This window comes from Desulfothermus naphthae, assembly GCF_054657475.1.
Genome location: NZ_BAAHYQ010000003.1, coordinates 607,501 through 624,781 on the forward strand (window position 1 = coordinate 607,501; position 17,281 = coordinate 624,781).

The following is a 17,281-nucleotide window of genomic DNA, read 5'->3' on the forward strand; positions in this document are numbered from 1 at the left end:
AAGAACCCCGGAGAGGGGAGTGAAATAGAACCTGAAACCAATCGCCTACAAGCTGTTCGAGCCGGGTATTTCAAAGAAGAGGTGCTCGGTGAGAGCATGCCTTTTGCATAATGAGCCAGCGAGTTACTCTGTGTGGCGAGGTTAAGCACAGTGATGTGCGGAGCCGAAGCGAAAGCGAGTCTTAAAAGGGCGAATAAGTCGCACGGAGTAGACCCGAAGCCGGGTGATCTATCCATGGGCAGGGTGAAGCTGGGGTAAAACCCAGTGGAGGCCCGAACCGGTGTAGGATGAAAACTGCTCGGATGACCTGTGGATAGGGGTGAAAGGCCAATCAAACCCGGGGATAGCTGGTTCTCCCCGAAATATATTTAGGTATAGCCTCAGGGGATGTCTTGCGGAGGTAGAGCACTGGAAGGGCTAGGGGCCTCACCAGGTTACCAAACCCTACCAAACTCCGAATGCCGTAAGATGAACCCTGGGAGTCAGACTACGGGTGAGAAGGTCCGTGGTCGAGAGGGAAACAGCCCAGACCGTCGGCTAAGGTCCCGAAATCCATGCTGAGTGGGAAAGGAGGTGGACCGGCAGAGACAGCCAGGAGGTTGGCTTAGAAGCAGCCACCCTTTAAAGAAAGCGTAACAGCTCACTGGTCTAGCTGGTCTGCGCCGAAAATGTAACGGGTCTAAGCATGGTACCGAAGCCACGGCTGAGCAACCGAGCACCTAAAGTGTTAGGTGCTCGGTGCTCGGGGTAGGGGAGCGTTCCCTAATGGCAGAAGCCACATCCGTGAGGAGTGGTGGACGTTAGGGAAGTGAAGATGCTGGCATGAGTAACGATAAAGGGGGTGAGAAACCTCCTCGCCGTAAGCCCAAGGTTTCCAGGGTAAAGTTAATCTGCCCTGGGTTAGCCGGCCCCTAAGGCGAGGCCGAGAGGCGTAGCCGATGGGAAGCAGGTTAATATTCCTGCGCCTCCGAGGGAGTCGCTTGAGCGATGGGGTGACGCAGAAGGGTAGCCCAGCCGGGTGTTGGATATCCCGGTGCAAGCCTGTAGGCGGGGGAGATAGGCAAATCCGTCTCCCTGATAACGCTGAGAGGTGATGGCGAGTCTTTAAGACATTAAAGTGGGTGAGCCCAAGCTGCCGAGAAAAACCTCTAAGCGAGACTCCTTTGGAGACCGTACCGCAAACCGACACAGGTGGGCGGGGTGAGCAACCCAAGGCGCTCGAGAGAACTCCAGCCAAGGAACTCGGCAAAATGGCCCCGTAACTTCGGGAGAAGGGGTGCTTCTGGGTGTGAAGGTACGAGCTACTGGAGCACCTGGGAGCCGCAGAGAATCGGCGGGGGCGACTGTTTACTAAAAACACAGGTCTCTGCAAAGTCGTAAGACGCAGTATAGGGACTGACGCCTGCCCGGTGCCGGAAGGTTAAGGGGAGGGGTGAGAGCTCCGAACCGAAGCCCCGGTAAACGGCGGCCGTAACTATAACGGTCCTAAGGTAGCGAAATTCCTTGTCGGGTAAGTTCCGACCTGCACGAATGGCGTAACGATCCCCGCACTGTCTCGGCTGGAGACTCGGTGAAATTGGAGTACCGGTGAAGATACCGGTTACCCGCAGCAAGACGGAAAGACCCTGTGCACCTTTACTACAGCCTGGCATTGAACTGTGGGCTACCATGTATAGGATAGGTGGGAGGCTGGGAAGCCTGGGCGCCAGCCTGGGTGGAGCCGCCCTTGGAATACCACCCTTGGTAGTCTATAGTTCTAATCCTGAGTAGTGAATCCTACCAGGAGACAGTGTCAGGTGGGTAGTTTGACTGGGGCGGTCGCCTCCTAAAAGGTAACGGAGGCGTGCAAAGGTTCCCTCAGGCTGATTGGAAACCAGCCGTTAGAGTGCAAAGGCATAAGGGAGCTTGACTGCGAGAGGGACACCTCGAGCAGGGACGAAAGTCGGCCTTAGTGATCCGGTGGTTCCAGATGGGAGGGCCATCGCTCATCGGACAAAAGGTACGCCGGGGATAACAGGCTGATCGCGCCCAAGAGTTCACATCGACGGCGCGGTTTGGCACCTCGATGTCGGCTCATCACATCCTGGGGCTGAAGCAGGTCCCAAGGGTACGGCTGTTCGCCGTTTAAAGTGGTACGCGAGCTGGGTTTAAAACGTCGTGAGACAGTTTGGTCCCTATCTGCTGCGGGCGTAGGAGACTTGAGGGGAGCTGCCCCTAGTACGAGAGGACCGGGGTGGACGATCCTCTGGTGGACCTGTTGTAGCGCCAGCTGCACAGCAGGGTAGCTATGATCGGCCGGGATAACCGCTGAAGGCATCTAAGCGGGAAGCCCCCCCCAAGATAAGGTCTCCCTCCCACACCCACTTTAAGCTTTTAGGAGTATGATATGTACTATGTATACTTAATAGTAAGTGAGGAAGGTAAAAAGTATATAGGAGTCACATCAGATCTTAAAAAACGTATATCAAGACATAATAGTTTAAGAAATAAAGGATATACAAGAGGTAAAAAGTGGAAAATAGTATATTATGAAGCATATTTAAGTAAGAAAGATGCTATAATACGAGAGAAGAGATTAAAGCAAGACGGACGGGCAAAATATGCATTACTGAAAAGGGTGTCAAATAGCCTCTTAGAGGCTTAAAGTGGGTGTGGGAAAGAAGGCCCCTGGGAGACTACCAGGTAGATAGGCCCGAGGTGTAAGCGCAGTGATGCGTTCAGCCAACGGGTACTAATAGGCCGAACGTCTTAACCCTTTGTAAAAAATCCCCCATCACACCTGTATATAAATTTCGTCCTGGTGGCCATAGGGGAGGGGAAACACCCGATCCCATTCCGAACTCGGAAGTTAAGCCCTCCACCGCCGATGATACTGCGGAACCTAATCCGTGGGAAAGTAGGTAGCTGCCAGGACATTTTTTCATTTGACAAGAAAAAGTAAAATATATAAAAAAGAAATGTTGGGTCGTTAACTCAGTAGGTAGAGTATCGGCCTTTTAAGCCGAGAGTCGCAGGTTCGAATCCTGCACGACCCATAAAGGGAAGTCCCCATCGTCTAGCTCGGCCCAGGACGCCGGCCTCTCACGTCGGTAACAGGGGTTCAAATCCCCTTGGGGACGTTTAAGTGATGCGGGGTGGAGCAGTCTGGTAGCTCGTCGGGCTCATAACCCGAAGGTCCCAGGTTCAAATCCTGGCCCCGCTACCAATAAAGTTGACATATTTTTAATGAATTATTATAAATTAAGTCAGTCAGCGGGTGTAACTCAGTTGGTAGAGTGCAACCTTGCCAAGGTTGAAGTCGCGGGTTCAAGTCCCGTCACCCGCTCTATCTTGAGATAAAAAGGCGGCTTAGCCAAGTGGTAAGGCAGAGGTCTGCAAAACCTCCATTCTCCGGTTCGAATCCGGAAGCCGCCTTAAAAAAATCAAAAGGCCAAGCTCAAAAAAATGAGCTTGGCCTTTTCTTTTAATAATAGGAAAAATTTTTGAAAATATAGAACCAACTATTTATAAAACCAGGGTGATAAGCCTGAACTCGGAGGATGTTTTTATGGATATATATAACATGTCCTATGATGAGCTTGTAAATAAGATTAGGGAAAAGTTTCACATTGATTTTGAAGAGATCGCTGTTTTGGATACCCGCTTAGTTGTTGTTAAAATTTTGAATTTGGAAGATTATATAGATAAACTTGCTGATCAGGTTCAGGAGGGTGAGAGGCTTGAGTTGCCTTTTTGGGCCAAAATATGGCCTACTTCAATCCTTCTAGGTTATTTATTGCATAAAATACCCAGAAAAAGAGATGATAGTTTGCTTGAAATAGGGGCTGGCATGGGTATTTGTGGTCTTATTGCCGCTAAACTTGGCTTTGATGTGACAATTTCAGACATTGATGAAGACTCTTTGTTGATATCTCAAATTAATATAATAAAAAATAACCTATCTGAAAATGCAAAGGTAAAAAAGATTGATTTTACTAGAGATAGATTGGACAAAAAATTTAAATATATTATAGGTTCAGAAGTTCTTTATAATCAAGAACATTATAGGCCACTTGTTAAATTTTTTCTTAATCACATGGATAAAAATTCAACAGTTATTTTGGCCAAGGATTATCATCTTAAGGCAAAAAAATTTTTCAAACTAGCCAAAGATCACTTTGCTGTAGAGGAGAAGTATATTGGTTTTAAAGAAATGGGGAATGATAAAGGAGAAAGACATTTGTGCTCTATAATTAAGTTAAAGCTAAAATAGGTTAGAGTGAAGTAGTAAAGAAGGATGTAATAAAAATGAAACTAAAAAGTTGTTTAAAGGCATATAATAAGGATTTGGATAAAGCCAGGTCCCCTGATGAAACTGTAGCTTATGTTAAAGGCCTTTTAAAGAGGTTTGGTAGAAATATCCTTCTTGAAACCAAGAGAATTGACACAGGCCGTCTTGGTATCCCTGTATTTTTTTCCATATACGGAGACGAGGCCAAAAAAATATGTCCATCAAAAAAACAGATGGGTAAAGGTGCAACTCCTTCACAAGCAGAAGCCTCTGCTATTATGGAACTTGTTGAAAGGTATAGCTTTTTTTCCTTTTGGGAGCGTAATGAAAATTTTGAATACCTAAGATGGACAGAAGCTAGAGAAAAATTTAAAGATATTCCCTTAATAGATGATAAGGAGATTTTAAAATCTGTAGATGATTCACTTAACATAAAAGATCTACATAAAGTGTTAGACCTTGTAAGATGGAAGTTTTGTAAGGCCTATTTGGTTTCTGACAATAAAGATGTTATGGTTCCAGGAGATTGGTTTAAACAATTAAATGAGTACAATGGAGCTTCTGCAGGTAATACCTTTGAAGAGTCTATTTTACAGGGCGCATGTGAGCTTATTGAAAGGCATGTTAGTGCAATAATAGATAGAGAGGAAAGAATCGTTCCAACTATTGATTTACAATCTATTAATGATCCTGTGGCTCAAGATCTTATTTCTTGTTTTAAAAGAAATAATATAGAGTTGTGGTTAAAAGATTTTTCTTTAAATATAGGAGTGCCCACTGTTGGCGCACTGGCCTATGATCCATCTACCTTTCCTGAAAAAAGTGAAATAGTCTTTACTGCAGGTACTGCGACTTCTCCTAACAAAGCAGTTATTAGAGCACTTACAGAAGTTGCCCAACTTGCTGGTGATTTTTGTACTAATAGCAGATATGAGCCTTCGGGCCTTAGAAAATTTAAAAGTATTGATGAAGCTGCCTGGGTAATGGAAGGAGATGTAACTAATATCTCCACACTTCCAGACATAAGCAATCAGGACCTTTATGTTGAACTCATTAGTCTGTCCTTAAAATTAAAAGAACTTGGATTTAATTTATACTCAATAAACACCACTCACTCAAAGATAAATATTCCCTGTAACTATAACTTTATACCTGGATTTTTATTTAGAGAGAGGAGTAAATATCCAAGTGTAGGACTTTTTGTTGGAAGAAGATTAGCAGAGCTAGAGGGTGTAGATGAAGGGAGGCAAGGATTAGATGTTTTGGAAAAAATATATGGGCAAACATATTTTGTTCCATTTTTTAGAGGTATATTGGAAATGAGGACTGGCAATTTGGAAAGTGCTATGAAATTTTTTGAAATTTCCCTACCACTGCAACCTGGTGAAGAGGAACGTTCTATGGTACTTTTTTATATGGCAAATATTTTGGTTCAAAACTCAGATTTTAAAAAGGCAATAGACCTTTTGGACGAGGCAATTTCCTCAGTAAAGGATAATCAAATATACTATAATTTGAGAGGAATTTGTAAATTTAAATTGGGTATGTATGAACAAGCATCTAAAGATTTTATCTCAGCCTTTGACCTAGATAGGGGCTCAGCAATTGATCTTGCAAATCTTGGAATGTGTTATAAAATGATGGGTAAAAATCAGGCGGCCATTCAATGTCTAAAAGATGCACTTGAAATTGATCCATCAATTGATTTTGCCAGGAATAACCTGGAACATTTGATTGGAAAATAAAATATTAACGATTCTTATTTTTTTGTCCTTGACAAAATATTGATTTAATATCTAATGTGTCTTCACTTTTTGAATGTTAGGAAGGAAGGGGTTGACTTGTATGTGTTAACAATTTATATTTTTATCAAACCGATTTTAAATTTTGCTAATTACTGAAGGTATTTTCAGAAAATTGAAAAAAATTAAAAGGAGGTTTTGTCCATGGCACAAGTAGTTGAATTCAAGGGTAAAAAATTTGAAGTAGATGAAGACGGTTTCTTACAGAATTTCGATGATTGGTGTGAAGAATGGGTAGAATATGTTAAGGAGTCAGAAGGTATTAAGGAACTTACAGATGAGCATTGGAAGGTAATTACTTTTCTGCAGGACTATTACAAGAAAAATGGTATTGCTCCAATGGTTCGTATTCTTTCCAAGGTTACTGGATTCAAACTTAAAAAGATCTATGAGTTGTTCCCATCTGGTCCTGGTAAAGGAGCATGTAAGATGGCGGGATTACCAAAACCAACTGGTTGTGTATAATTAATTAGGCACATTTATAATACATAATAGCGACCTCATCCATGGAGGAGGGTCGCTTTTTTTATTTTTGGAGAAAAAATGGACATTGCAAAAATTTTGTCAACCCTTAAAAAGGATCCGAATTTCACAGATAATGTGGGTATGATTTTAATACATAATGGTGTTGTTAGAGGTATTTCCAGAGAAGGTAAAAAAGTTAAAAAACTTTTAGTTAAAACAGATAATAGAAAAATAGAGCAAATAAAGAAAAAGTATGAATCAAAAAAAGGTATTTTTAAAATAAAGATTGAAGCCAATGCTGGTGAATTTGAGCCAGGCGATGATTTGCTCTGGATCATTGTAGCTGGAGATGTGAGGGAAAATGTTAAAGAGGTTTTATCTGCTCTCTTAGAAGAGGTAAAATCAATGGCTGTGGAAAAGAAAGAAATCCTTGACGATTAAAGGGTTGTTATTTAAAAAAATTTTTATTAGATTGTAGTAGTGTAAGAGAAACAGTATGTTTAACGTAACCGATAAGTGTCTGCTCCCTTAAAATACCAATTTTCTAGGAGAATAAAATGAAAGATCTCAGTAAGGCTTATAAAGAATCTGGAGTGGATATTGAAAAAGCCAGTAATTTCATTACAAAAATAAAAAAAATTGTAAAGTCTACTCACACAAAGGGAGTATTAAGTGATATTGGGCTATTCGGCGGTATGTTCAAGCTGGATATTTCTAATCTTACGTCACCAGTTTTAGTGGCTGCCACGGATGGAGTAGGCACAAAGTTAAAACTCGCCTTTAAATTGAATAAACATGATACTGTAGGAATTGATCTTGTTGCTATGAATGTTAATGATATTGTGGTTCATGGTGCCAAGCCATTGTTTTTTTTGGATTATTTAGCTATGGGTGAATTGAATACTTCTGTTGCAGAAAATATAATTAAGGGCATCTCTGAAGGTTGCAAACAAAGTGGATGTGCCTTACTGGGTGGAGAAACTGCAGAGCTTCCTGGTTTTTATAAAAAGGGAGAATATGACTTGTCAGGTTTTTGTGTGGGTTTTGTAGATGAATCAAAGATCATAGACGGATCAAGCATTGGGGTGGGAAATGTAATAATTGGACTTGCTTCAAGTGGAGTGCACTCCAATGGATTTTCTCTTATCAGAAAAATTATAAAGGATAAATCCATCTCTTTGAATGAAAAAATAGATGAAACTTCAAGAACATTAGGGGATGTTCTTCTCACCCCAACCAAGATATATGTTGGGTCAATCCTCAACTTAATAAGGGATTTTCAGATAAATGGAATGGCCCATATAACTGGTGGTGGTTTTTTTGAAAACATTCCAAGAATTCTTCCAAGGGGCGTGAAAGCAAAAATTGATTTTTATAGCTTTGAGAAACCACCAATTTTCCATTGGATCAAGGAAGAAGCCAATTTGTCCTGGGAAGAAATGATGTCAATATTTAATTGTGGTATTGGTATGGTTCTAATAGTCAAAAGAGAAGATGCTGAGGATATTTTAAACAGATTAAAGGGATTAAAGGAAAAGGCATGGATTATTGGTGAGATTCAAATACAGGAAGAGCAGTCAGACAATATTGAAATATATTTTTAATGCCTTTTTATAATCTTCTTCTGTATTTATGTTAAAAAAAGAATGGAGGGATGGGTCATATTTTTTTAAGACTGAATCTTCTACTACCTTCGTGTTAACTTCTGAAAATAATTTGCTTATTTTAAAAGACCTTTTTTTAAGCATATCCTCTATTATTGGAATACAATCCTTTGAATAAATTGCACATAAAGGCTCAAAATATCCCCTGACTTTTGGTACTATTACATCACAATTAGTATCTATAATTGACACTAAATATGTTACGAGCTCTAATTTTATTAGAGGAGTATCACAACCCATTATGAAATTGTATTTTGTTGAAGAAAAAAGCAGTCCAGCATGTATGCCAGTCAGGGAACTGGATTCATTAAAAACATCCGTAACTACTTTATATCCCAGTGGTATGTATTCTTTTGGATCTTTAGCAACTAACAAGATATTGTCAAAAATAGTGGTTAACTTATCAGTAATTATTTCAGTAAAAGACAACTCTCCTAATTTAAAAAAACACTTATTTTTATAGCCCATTCTGGAGCTTTGTCCACCACATAGCACAATTGCAGAGATATTCATTATGGTCAAAAGAGTAAAGGTGATGATGCTAATATTCTCTATTTTTTACAAAATCAACTACATCCATAAGGATTTCTTTTTCTAGGGAGTTGGGAAATTGCATAAGGGCTTGTTTTGCCTCTTTAAGATAAAAGTCACATGCTTCAAGTGACTTTTTTAACACACCTTTTTTGTTTATATCATTTAGTATTTTTAGGCGTTCTTCTTCTGCTAACTCATTTTTCTTTATTTTCTTTAAGATTTCAATCTTGTTTGAGCTTTCAAAGGTGTCTAAATATAAGATGAGGGGCAAAGTTATTTTTCCTTCTCTTAGGTCTCCTCCCACAGGTTTTCCCAATTTTTCTTCATTTAAGGAATAATCAAGTACATCATCTACTAGCTGGAAGGCTATTCCAAGATTAAGCCCAAATTTTCTCACACTAACAAGATCTTTTTCTTCTGCCTCTGCCAAGATGGCGCCGCTTTCACATGCAAATTGCATTAAATAGGCAGTTTTCTCTGTAATAATTTGAAAATATTCATCTTTTGTGATCCAAGATTTTTTCATTTTGACTATTTCCAATATTTCACCTGAACAAGTCTGGTAAATTGCTTCAGAAAGACATCTTATTAATTTGATATTATTATAATTTGTCACTATTCTGGTGGATAAGGCAAGAAGAGCATCACCAGTTAATATTGTTTTTGTTTCACCAAATATTTTATGGGCAGCCTTATTTCCACGCCTGATTTCTGCATGGTCTATTATGTCGTCATGCAAAAGAGTAGCTGAATGGATAAATTCTAGAACGCAGGCAATTGGATAAAGGTCAGGATCCTTGTATCCGTAGGCCTTTGCTGTTAATATACACAGCAAAGGTCTCAACCTCTTTCCTCCTGATTTTAAAATGTGTTCTGCAATTTTTCTTACGTATGGATCTACATCCTTGAGTAATAAGGAAATGTTTTTTTCTATATTTGGGAGGTGTTTTTCAAAATATGATTTTAGTTTTTCCATTTAGTTATAAAGATTTGCTATTAAAATATAGACTCTATTTTTTTTAATTCTTTAAGTGCCTTTTTTATGTCCCATTTATCTGTATCTCTGGAACCAACAGCATTAGAAATGGAACGAATTTCAATGAAAGGTATATCATGAACAAAACATACATAAGCAATTGAAAAACCTTCCATATTCTCAACTTGAGCTAAGTACCTGTTTTTTAACTCATTAGCTTCTATCTCATCCCCTGTGACCCCAGCCACCGTCAGATTAATACTTTTAAAGAAATTATTGTTAAATGACAAGTCCATTTTTTCTAGGTTTTTTTTTACAGAAATTGTTATTTGATTGTATATTATCTTTTCATGCTTTTTAATTAAGCCATATTTTAAACCTTTTGGGTCTATGAAATCCCTATGTTTTAGTCCAAATTCTGGCCAGATTTCTTGTTTAGCTATTGTAAGGGCTCCAATTGGTATTTTATTTATATCAAAGGAACCAGCTATTCCAATATTTATTACACCGCTAATTTTATATTTAACTATTGCCCTTTCCAAAAAAAGTGCTGCATTTATTGGTCCAATCCCACAGACTTGAGTATAGACATCTCTTCCTTTAATTTTATTGGGATACACCTCACCCATCTTAATAGAATTTCTGGATAAATCAGGAAATAAGGCCATAAGTTCCATTTTTGTCGCTGCACAAATAAGTAGCTTATCCATTTACTAAATCCCTTTACATGAGTGTACAAAATATTTGGCAATTAATAAATTACTAGAGAAATGAAGGTGTATGTAAGAAGCTACGCAGTTTTTATATCTAACACCAAATGAATTTTTTAAATCTCCATCTCTAGTTTTGACCTTATATATATTGGGATAATTTTTCAAACCTTGTGCAAGAGAATAGTGAAATTCATGTCCCCTAACAACTAAGCCTTTTGGTCCTATAGGCAAATTTTCTAGGAACTCAACTTCTCTATATCCAAGAGATACAAGTCTTTTTTGTAATAAAGTTTTAAATGGGAAAATACCTATTACCTCATATGGATTATTTTCATCCCTGGATATAGATTCCATAAGATACATAAAACCACCACATTCAGCATATAATATACCATAATCTTCTACAAATCTTTTTATTTCATTTTTCATACTATTATTATTTGATAATTCATTTATATAAAGTTCTGGATATCCCCCTCCAATGTAAATACCTTTAATTCCCTGAGGTAGTTTTTTATCTTTTATAGGTGAGAAAAAAGTTAATTCTGCCCCCACATATTTTAGTAAATCTAAATTGTTTTGATAATAAAAACAAAAAGCTCTGTCCATTGCAATTGCAATTTTGGTTTTGAAACCTTTAAATTGTTTTTTGTTGATATTTTTCTTTTTAATATGCCTTTTTATGAACTTTTTAAAATCATCTGTAACAGAATTTTGAGTCCACTTAATTAAGTGATGTATTTTTTCTTTGTTCCAGATATCTTCTTCTGCAGTAACAAGTCCCAGATGTCTTGATGAGAGTTCTATATGTTTTTGCTTTTTAAAAAAACCAAAACAGGGAATATCTATATAATGTTTTATGGCTTTTTTTATTATATCTATATGGGTATCACTGCCTACTTTATTAAATATAATGCCAGCAACATTTAGATCAGGGTCAAATTTAGTAAATCCCAGGACAAGGGCGGCTATTGACCTTGCCATTGAAGAGGAGTCAACTACCAAAATCACTGGAAGATTCAAGACCTTTGCTAGGTGGGCAGTTGAACCAATTTCTGATATAGGTGAAAATCCGTCAAAAATTCCCATAACACCTTCAATTATGCTTATATCTGCATTTTTTGAATAGAAGTTATAAAGGGCCTTGTTACACCATGGCTTAATCATCCATGTGTCTAGGTTGTGTGATGGAATATTTGTTATTTTTTTGTGGTGGCCTGGATCTATAAAGTCTGGACCTACTTTAAATCCCTGGACATGGAGGCCCTGCGACTTTAAATAAGCCATTATTCCAAGGGTAATAGATGTTTTTCCTGCCCCACTATGGGTTCCAGCTATAATAAATCCGCCCATAAGGTTTTATTTAACCTATGTTTTTTTTTAATGCAAATATCGGATTGGTTAAATTAAAAAATCCCTATCAAAAGTGTTATCTATTTGTATTTCTTTGATGTTTTTGCTGTTACGACTTAAAAATATTAGCATAAGAATAATGAACTCAGTAATTCTCGGTGAGGTTTGGAAGGTAGGATCTATGGGGTAATGCAGGAAAAATGAATTTTATTTTTCCCAAAGTATGGGAAACAGGACTATATTAAAGGTTTAGGATAAAATCCTAATAATATTTAAAAAATAATTCGTTATACTGGTATGTGCTTGAAGCCTTACGGAAAGTTTGTAATGATGAGGCTTAGCTGGGCTGAGGAATGAGAACTAGCCCTTGAAGATAAAAGCAATGCTGCCACTCCTATAGTCTATAGCGTGGATACCTAATAAAGGAAAAGTAACTTTTTACCTCTGGCTTGAAAATATAAAAGTTTGCTCTAAAATGTCACATCAAGAACAGTTGGGTTACCGAGAATTTGACAATCTTTCAAAAGGATTTAAAATATTTGATATTACAAAAAAATTTAGGGATGAATCTACTGATGATTCTCCAGGTTGAATATCAAAGAGAAAGAAGCTGAAAAAGCTGATCATAATATATCATAGCTGAGAGCTAATGTATTAAGAAAAACTTAAAAGAGGGTAACATGTCATCAATTCAGGTACATGATAAATTCATAGATCAGGTATTTTCAGATCCAAAGAACTTGCATGATTTTATGCAGGATCTTTTACCTGAGAATCTTAGCTCAAGGATTGATTTTTCCACTTTAAAAGCCAAAAGGACCAAAAAGACTTCCCGTAAATACAGACGATATAACTTAGATTTCATAGTAACAGGGAGACTTGATAAACAGGATGTGGAATTTTATTTCATAATAGAACACAAATCAGCACCAGAAAAAGATTCTCTTTTACAGGTAATAGGTTATTGTCTTGTTACCTATGAAGAAGACATGCGTAATCAAAGAGAGCTTAAGCCAATAATTCCAATAATACTTTACCATGGGAAGCAGAAGTGGGATTTGCCAGAGAATTTTGTGGACTATTTTAATGTATCCTCAGACATAAAGGAATATTTGCTACAGTTTAAATATATCTTAATTGACCTATCTACCTATAAAGATCAAGAATTCTTAGAGAAGCTAAATAGGAATGCGAGATTGTATTCAGCACTATATGCATTAAAGAACATATTTGATGAACTGGATAAATTTCGTCCTTTGTTATTTCGTTTAATAAAGATTGATAGGGAAGTAGTATCTTTTATAATAGATTACATAGTAATGGCTAAGGACTATCCAGAAGAACAAATAAAGCCCTTATTAAAGGAGTTAGCTATGCCAACAATAGCAGAAAGATGGATACAAAAAGGTATTAAACAAGGACTTGAGCAGGGAATTCAACAAGGAATTCAGCAGGGATTATTGTTAGAGGCACAGGAGATGTTATTAGAATTACTTGAAGAGCGTTTTGGTATTGTGCCTCGCTCAATTGCCAAAAAGATTAAGGAAATTGATAGCAGAGAAGTAGTAAAAGGCCTGTTTAAAATAGCTATGCGAGTAAATTCATTGGAAGAATTTGAAGAAAAGCTAAAAATTGCCTTGAGATGAAATAGTGAACAGTGAAAACAGTGAAGTAGAATTATTAAAAGCAAATAATTTCTGGTAACTGAGAGACCTGAGGCCAAGAAGCACCATTTTAGACACAAATTTTCAAATGAATAAATTAATGAGGGTATATTTTTATGTTCCTTAACGAGATAGTGAATTTTATTGTTTCTACAGTTGGTAATATGGGATATACGGGGATAGTGGTCTTGATGTTTTTAGAATCTTCTTTTTTTCCTTTCCCAAGTGAGGTAGTAATTCCTCCTGCTGCCTATTTAGCATCAAAAGGTGAGATGAATCTCTTATTAGTTGTGGTTGCAGGTATAGTTGGGAGTCTTTTAGGTGCAATCTTTAATTATTATCTTGCCTTATATCTTGGAAGACCATTTTTATTAAAATATGGAAAATATTTTTTTATTAGTGAAAAAGCTATAAATAAGGCTGAAACCTTTTTTGAATTACATGGACACATTTCCACCTTTATTGGAAGACTCCTTCCAGGCATAAGGCAATATATATCCTTGCCAGCAGGGCTTGCTAAAATGAACATCTGGTTGTTTTCTATATTTACCGCACTAGGAGCAGGTATTTGGGTGGTTGTTCTTGCGGGCCTTGGCTATTTTTTCGGGATTAATAAAGAACTATTAAGAGAGCACCTTCATATTGTAACTATTTGCTTGGTGATTTTTGTAATAATTGTTGGTTTTTTGTATTTTATTATCAACAAAAAGAAAAACGAAAATTTAAAAGCACATCGTCAAAAAAAATAGAATAGAAACAATTATATAGGGTTTTTATTATAACTGGAGGATGTAATGAAAATTTTGGCAATTGATATTGGGAGCGGTACACAGGATGTTTTGTATTTTATGGATGATAGGGAGCTTGAGAATTGTCCAAAATTCGTCTTACCTTCACCAGCAATGTTGATATCAAAAAAGATAAAAAGATTAACCAGTAGAGGTAAAAATATATATCTATATGGAAACAATATGGGTGGGGGATTTAAGGGTGTTTTAATTGCCCATATAAAGGCAGGATTAAAGGTAGCTTGTTCAAAAGATGCTGCCTATGCAATATCAGATAACCTAAATAAAGTTAAAAATATGGGTATAGAGATAAAAGATGTACCACCTGTCGGCTACGTACCAGTTTATTTGACAGACTTTGATCCTGGATTTTGGGAGAGCTTTTTAAATATGGCTGGATTAGATTATCCAGATACAGTACTAATAGCTGCGCAAGACCATGGATTTTTTCCAGATATGAGCAATAGGCAAGGTAGATTTAAATTATGGGAAAAATTTTTGGAACAAAAGGGCGATATTTACAATCTGTTATATAAGGTGCCAGATAAAAAATTTACCAGGCTTATGACAATACATAAAATTATTGGTGGTGGTCTTGTTGCAGACACTGGAGGTGCTGCAATCTTAGGTGCTTTGTACGACAAAGGTGTATATGAGAAATCAAAGACCACAGGTGTGTGTATCATAAATATTGGAAATAGTCACACCCTAGGCTTTCTTATATATCAGGACAAAATTTATGGAATTTATGAGCACCACACAGGGATATTAAATCCAGAAAAATTGTGGTCACACATTGAAAAATTCAAGAAAGGAAAGCTTACAAATAAAGAAGTGTTTGATGATATGGGCCATGGGTGCATATGCAGGGATGAGGTGGATACCCTGGATTTTTCTCCAACTTACGTAATTGGTCCTAAAAGAGGTCTATTATCCAATTATCCTGTTGAGTTTATTACCCCTGGTGGAGATATGATGTTAACTGGTGCAATTGGACTGGTTCATGGATACCAACTCAGCCATTTGAATTAACATCAATAAGTTGCGGTTTTTCCTATTGGAGTTTTCCCTTGATTGGCAAACCATTTAATGATACCAACTCCCTATGCATGGACACATATCAATCATTCAAGAAATACTTATATATATTGTTCCAGTTCTAATAGCCATAACTTTTCATGAGGTAGCCCATGGTTATGTGGCTTATATTTTAGGCGATCCAACGGCCAAAAGGGCGGGCAGACTTTCTTTAAATCCAATAAAACATTTAGATCCCATTGGGGCTATAGCCCTGCTTATTGTTAAAGTTGGATGGGCTAAGCCTGTGCCAATAAATCCCATGTATTTTAAAAAGCCTCGTCGAGATCTATTTTTGGTTTCCTTTGCCGGGCCATTTAGCAATTTCTTTCTTGCTCTTTTATTTTCTTTTATAATCAAATTAATAGTCTATTTTTTTGGGGGAGTGAGCACCGGTTTTTATGTCCCTTTTTTTTCTGTTTTAATTGATATCTTATCAGCAGGTGTAATTGTAAACATAGGTCTTGGCCTGTTTAATTTAATTCCTATTCCTCCTTTAGATGGCAGTAATATGGTGATGTCTATCCTGCCAAGGGAAATGGCAATATCATTTGGCAAGATAGGTAGATATGGCATAATCATAATATTTATTTTGTTTCTAACAGGCATTGTTCAAAAGGCAATTTTGCCAATACTATATTTTTTGGTTTCAATTTTACTCCCAGGCTAATGTGCTTAAATCATTTTTCTTAAATATTTTCTATTTAATTTTTTAAGGAGTTGGGTATGAGCCAGAATTCTCATAGAATAGTATCAGGCATGAGACCAACAGGTCCACTTCATCTTGGCCATTATTTTGGAGTTATTGACAACTGGAGAAAACTTCAAAATACCTATGAATGTTTTTTCTTTGTTGCTGATTGGCATGCACTTACAAGTGAATATTCAGATCCAAAAAAAATAAAAGAATTTACATATGAGCTTGCATTGGATTGGTTTTCTGCTGGTCTTAATCCTGAAAGGTCTGTCTTTTTTATACAATCAGAAGTAAAAGAGCATGCTGAACTGAATCTGTTACTCTCGATGATAACTCCCCTTGGTTGGCTAGAGAGAAATCCAACATATAAAGAGACTAAACAGGAACTCTCTTCTAAAAAGGATGTTAATACCTTTGGTTTTCTGGGATATCCAGTTCTTATGAGTGCAGATATTTTGATATACAAAGCAACAGCAGTTCCTGTTGGAGAAGATCAATTGCCTCACTTAGAACTTTGCAGGGAGATAGCAAGGAGGTTTAACTATTTGTATGGAAAGACCTTTCCAGAACCCAAGTCCCTCATAACTGAAGCAGCGAGATTGCCTGGACTAGATGGTAGAAAAATGAGCAAGAGCTATGGAAATGCAATCTTTTTAAAAGAGGATTTTGATTCTGTTAGAAAAAAGGTCTTTTCCATGGTGACAGATACAAATAGAAAAAGGCTGAAAGACCCTGGTGATCCCAAAAATTGTAATTTATTTCCGCACTTAAAGATTTTAGACCCTGAGGGAGATTTATCAGAGGTCATAGATGGATGCAAAAATGCAACAAGAGGATGTACAGATTGCAAAAAATTGCTTTTTGAAAAAATGACAGCCCTTTTAGAGCCAATTCAACAAAAAAGAAAAGAATTAGAGAAGAATACAGAAATAATGGATATATTACAAGAAGGTACAAAAAGGGCACGCCAGTATGCCCAAAAGACCATGGAAGAGGTAAGGGAAAAGATAAATCTTGTTTATAAATAAATATTAGAGTTAGTAGCCATATTTATTTTCTCCTCAAAGTAGATATTGAGGATAAATTTTTGACCAATCCTAAATAGTACCTGTCCATTTATTGGTTATGCCCTCTGTAGCCAGGTAGAGGAGCGTGAAGAGGGAGTCTTTAGTTTCAAAGACTCCCTTTTTATATTCCTCCACTCTGCAGACAATGTCCAAGTATTATAAATTTTAAAAATGACAGATATATTCGGTAAATAGGCCTACTACTGTTAGG

Annotated in this window: 14 protein-coding genes, 5 tRNA genes and 2 rRNA genes (1 of these 21 cut by a window edge); 17 read left to right on the forward strand and 4 right to left on the reverse strand. The window is 37.2% G+C overall.

Annotated features, from left to right (window positions below; all coding sequences use genetic code 11):
* The 12 genes from ACYQ1E_RS14680 to purM all read left to right on the forward strand — a co-directional run.
* A 23S ribosomal RNA gene (locus tag ACYQ1E_RS14680) occupies positions 1-2,756 on the forward strand (it extends 603 nt beyond the left edge of the window).
* Positions 2,757-2,796: 40 nt separating this feature from the next.
* Positions 2,797-2,913, forward strand: a 5S ribosomal RNA gene (rrf, locus tag ACYQ1E_RS14685).
* 49 nt (positions 2,914-2,962) lie between these two features.
* A tRNA-Lys gene (locus ACYQ1E_RS14690) sits at positions 2,963-3,035 on the forward strand.
* A 9-nt stretch (positions 3,036-3,044) separates the two neighbouring features.
* Positions 3,045-3,119, forward strand: a tRNA-Glu gene (locus ACYQ1E_RS14695).
* A 9-nt stretch (positions 3,120-3,128) separates the two neighbouring features.
* Positions 3,129-3,205 (forward strand) — tRNA-Met (locus tag ACYQ1E_RS14700).
* A gap of 47 nt (positions 3,206-3,252) precedes the next feature.
* Positions 3,253-3,325, forward strand: a tRNA-Gly gene (locus ACYQ1E_RS14705).
* 17 nt (positions 3,326-3,342) lie between these two features.
* A tRNA-Cys gene (locus tag ACYQ1E_RS14710) sits at positions 3,343-3,414 on the forward strand.
* A gap of 133 nt (positions 3,415-3,547) precedes the next feature.
* Positions 3,548-4,252, forward strand: coding sequence for a class I SAM-dependent methyltransferase (locus ACYQ1E_RS14715; RefSeq protein ID WP_459880970.1), 705 nt, complete (start codon positions 3,548-3,550; stop codon positions 4,250-4,252).
* A 35-nt stretch (positions 4,253-4,287) separates the two neighbouring features.
* Positions 4,288-6,015 (forward strand): YcaO-like family protein, encoded by a 1,728-nt coding sequence (locus ACYQ1E_RS14720; protein ID WP_459880972.1) that lies wholly within the window; start codon positions 4,288-4,290, stop codon positions 6,013-6,015.
* A gap of 201 nt (positions 6,016-6,216) precedes the next feature.
* A complete protein-coding gene (locus tag ACYQ1E_RS14725) occupies positions 6,217-6,537 on the forward strand; it encodes a TusE/DsrC/DsvC family sulfur relay protein (protein WP_459880975.1) in 321 nt (106 codons plus the stop codon).
* A gap of 78 nt (positions 6,538-6,615) precedes the next feature.
* The gene (locus tag ACYQ1E_RS14730) at positions 6,616-6,978 is read left to right on the forward strand and encodes a molybdenum cofactor biosynthesis protein MoaE (RefSeq protein WP_459880978.1); all 363 of its coding nucleotides are present in this window, start codon (positions 6,616-6,618) and stop codon (positions 6,976-6,978) included.
* A gap of 116 nt (positions 6,979-7,094) precedes the next feature.
* Positions 7,095-8,141, forward strand: a complete 1,047-nt coding sequence (purM, locus tag ACYQ1E_RS14735; protein WP_459880981.1) for a phosphoribosylformylglycinamidine cyclo-ligase — start codon at positions 7,095-7,097, stop codon at positions 8,139-8,141.
* On the opposite strand, the gene mobA is transcribed toward purM, so the two are convergent.
* From mobA to ACYQ1E_RS14755, 4 genes are read right to left on the reverse strand one after another with little or no spacing between them, the layout of a single operon-like run.
* Positions 8,115-8,714 (reverse strand): molybdenum cofactor guanylyltransferase, encoded by a 600-nt coding sequence (mobA, locus tag ACYQ1E_RS14740; RefSeq protein ID WP_459880984.1) that lies wholly within the window; start codon positions 8,712-8,714, stop codon positions 8,115-8,117. The genes purM and mobA overlap by 27 nt on opposite strands.
* A gap of 28 nt (positions 8,715-8,742) precedes the next feature.
* Entirely contained in the window at positions 8,743-9,711 is a 969-nt protein-coding gene (locus ACYQ1E_RS14745) for a polyprenyl synthetase family protein (protein ID WP_459880987.1), read from the reverse strand.
* Between the two features lie 20 nt (positions 9,712-9,731).
* Positions 9,732-10,421, reverse strand: coding sequence for a futalosine hydrolase (gene mqnB, locus ACYQ1E_RS14750; protein ID WP_459880990.1), 690 nt, complete (start codon positions 10,419-10,421; stop codon positions 9,732-9,734).
* 3 nt (positions 10,422-10,424) lie between these two features.
* Positions 10,425-11,777: a cobyrinic acid a,c-diamide synthase CobB gene (locus ACYQ1E_RS14755; protein WP_459880993.1), complete on the reverse strand. Its 1,353-nt coding sequence runs from the start codon at positions 11,775-11,777 to the stop codon at positions 10,425-10,427.
* Positions 11,778-12,457: 680 nt separating this feature from the next.
* Here ACYQ1E_RS14755 and ACYQ1E_RS14760 point away from each other — a divergent pair.
* The 5 genes from ACYQ1E_RS14760 to trpS all read left to right on the forward strand — a co-directional run bounded on the left by ACYQ1E_RS14760 (position 12,458) and on the right by trpS (position 17,031).
* Positions 12,458-13,423 (forward strand): Rpn family recombination-promoting nuclease/putative transposase, encoded by a 966-nt coding sequence (locus ACYQ1E_RS14760; RefSeq protein ID WP_459880995.1) that lies wholly within the window; start codon positions 12,458-12,460, stop codon positions 13,421-13,423.
* 134 nt (positions 13,424-13,557) lie between these two features.
* Positions 13,558-14,190 (forward strand): DedA family protein, encoded by a 633-nt coding sequence (locus tag ACYQ1E_RS14765; protein ID WP_459880998.1) that lies wholly within the window; start codon positions 13,558-13,560, stop codon positions 14,188-14,190.
* Positions 14,191-14,235: 45 nt separating this feature from the next.
* Positions 14,236-15,261 carry a DUF1786 domain-containing protein gene (locus tag ACYQ1E_RS14770; protein WP_459881001.1) on the forward strand — a complete coding sequence of 342 codons (1,026 nt, stop codon included), beginning with the start codon at positions 14,236-14,238 and terminating at the stop codon, positions 15,259-15,261.
* A gap of 73 nt (positions 15,262-15,334) precedes the next feature.
* The gene (locus ACYQ1E_RS14775) at positions 15,335-15,976 is read left to right on the forward strand and encodes a site-2 protease family protein (RefSeq protein ID WP_459881004.1); all 642 of its coding nucleotides are present in this window, start codon (positions 15,335-15,337) and stop codon (positions 15,974-15,976) included.
* A gap of 56 nt (positions 15,977-16,032) precedes the next feature.
* Positions 16,033-17,031 (forward strand): tryptophan--tRNA ligase, encoded by a 999-nt coding sequence (gene trpS / locus ACYQ1E_RS14780; RefSeq protein ID WP_459881007.1) that lies wholly within the window; start codon positions 16,033-16,035, stop codon positions 17,029-17,031.
* The last annotated feature ends 250 nt before the right edge of the window (positions 17,032-17,281 follow it).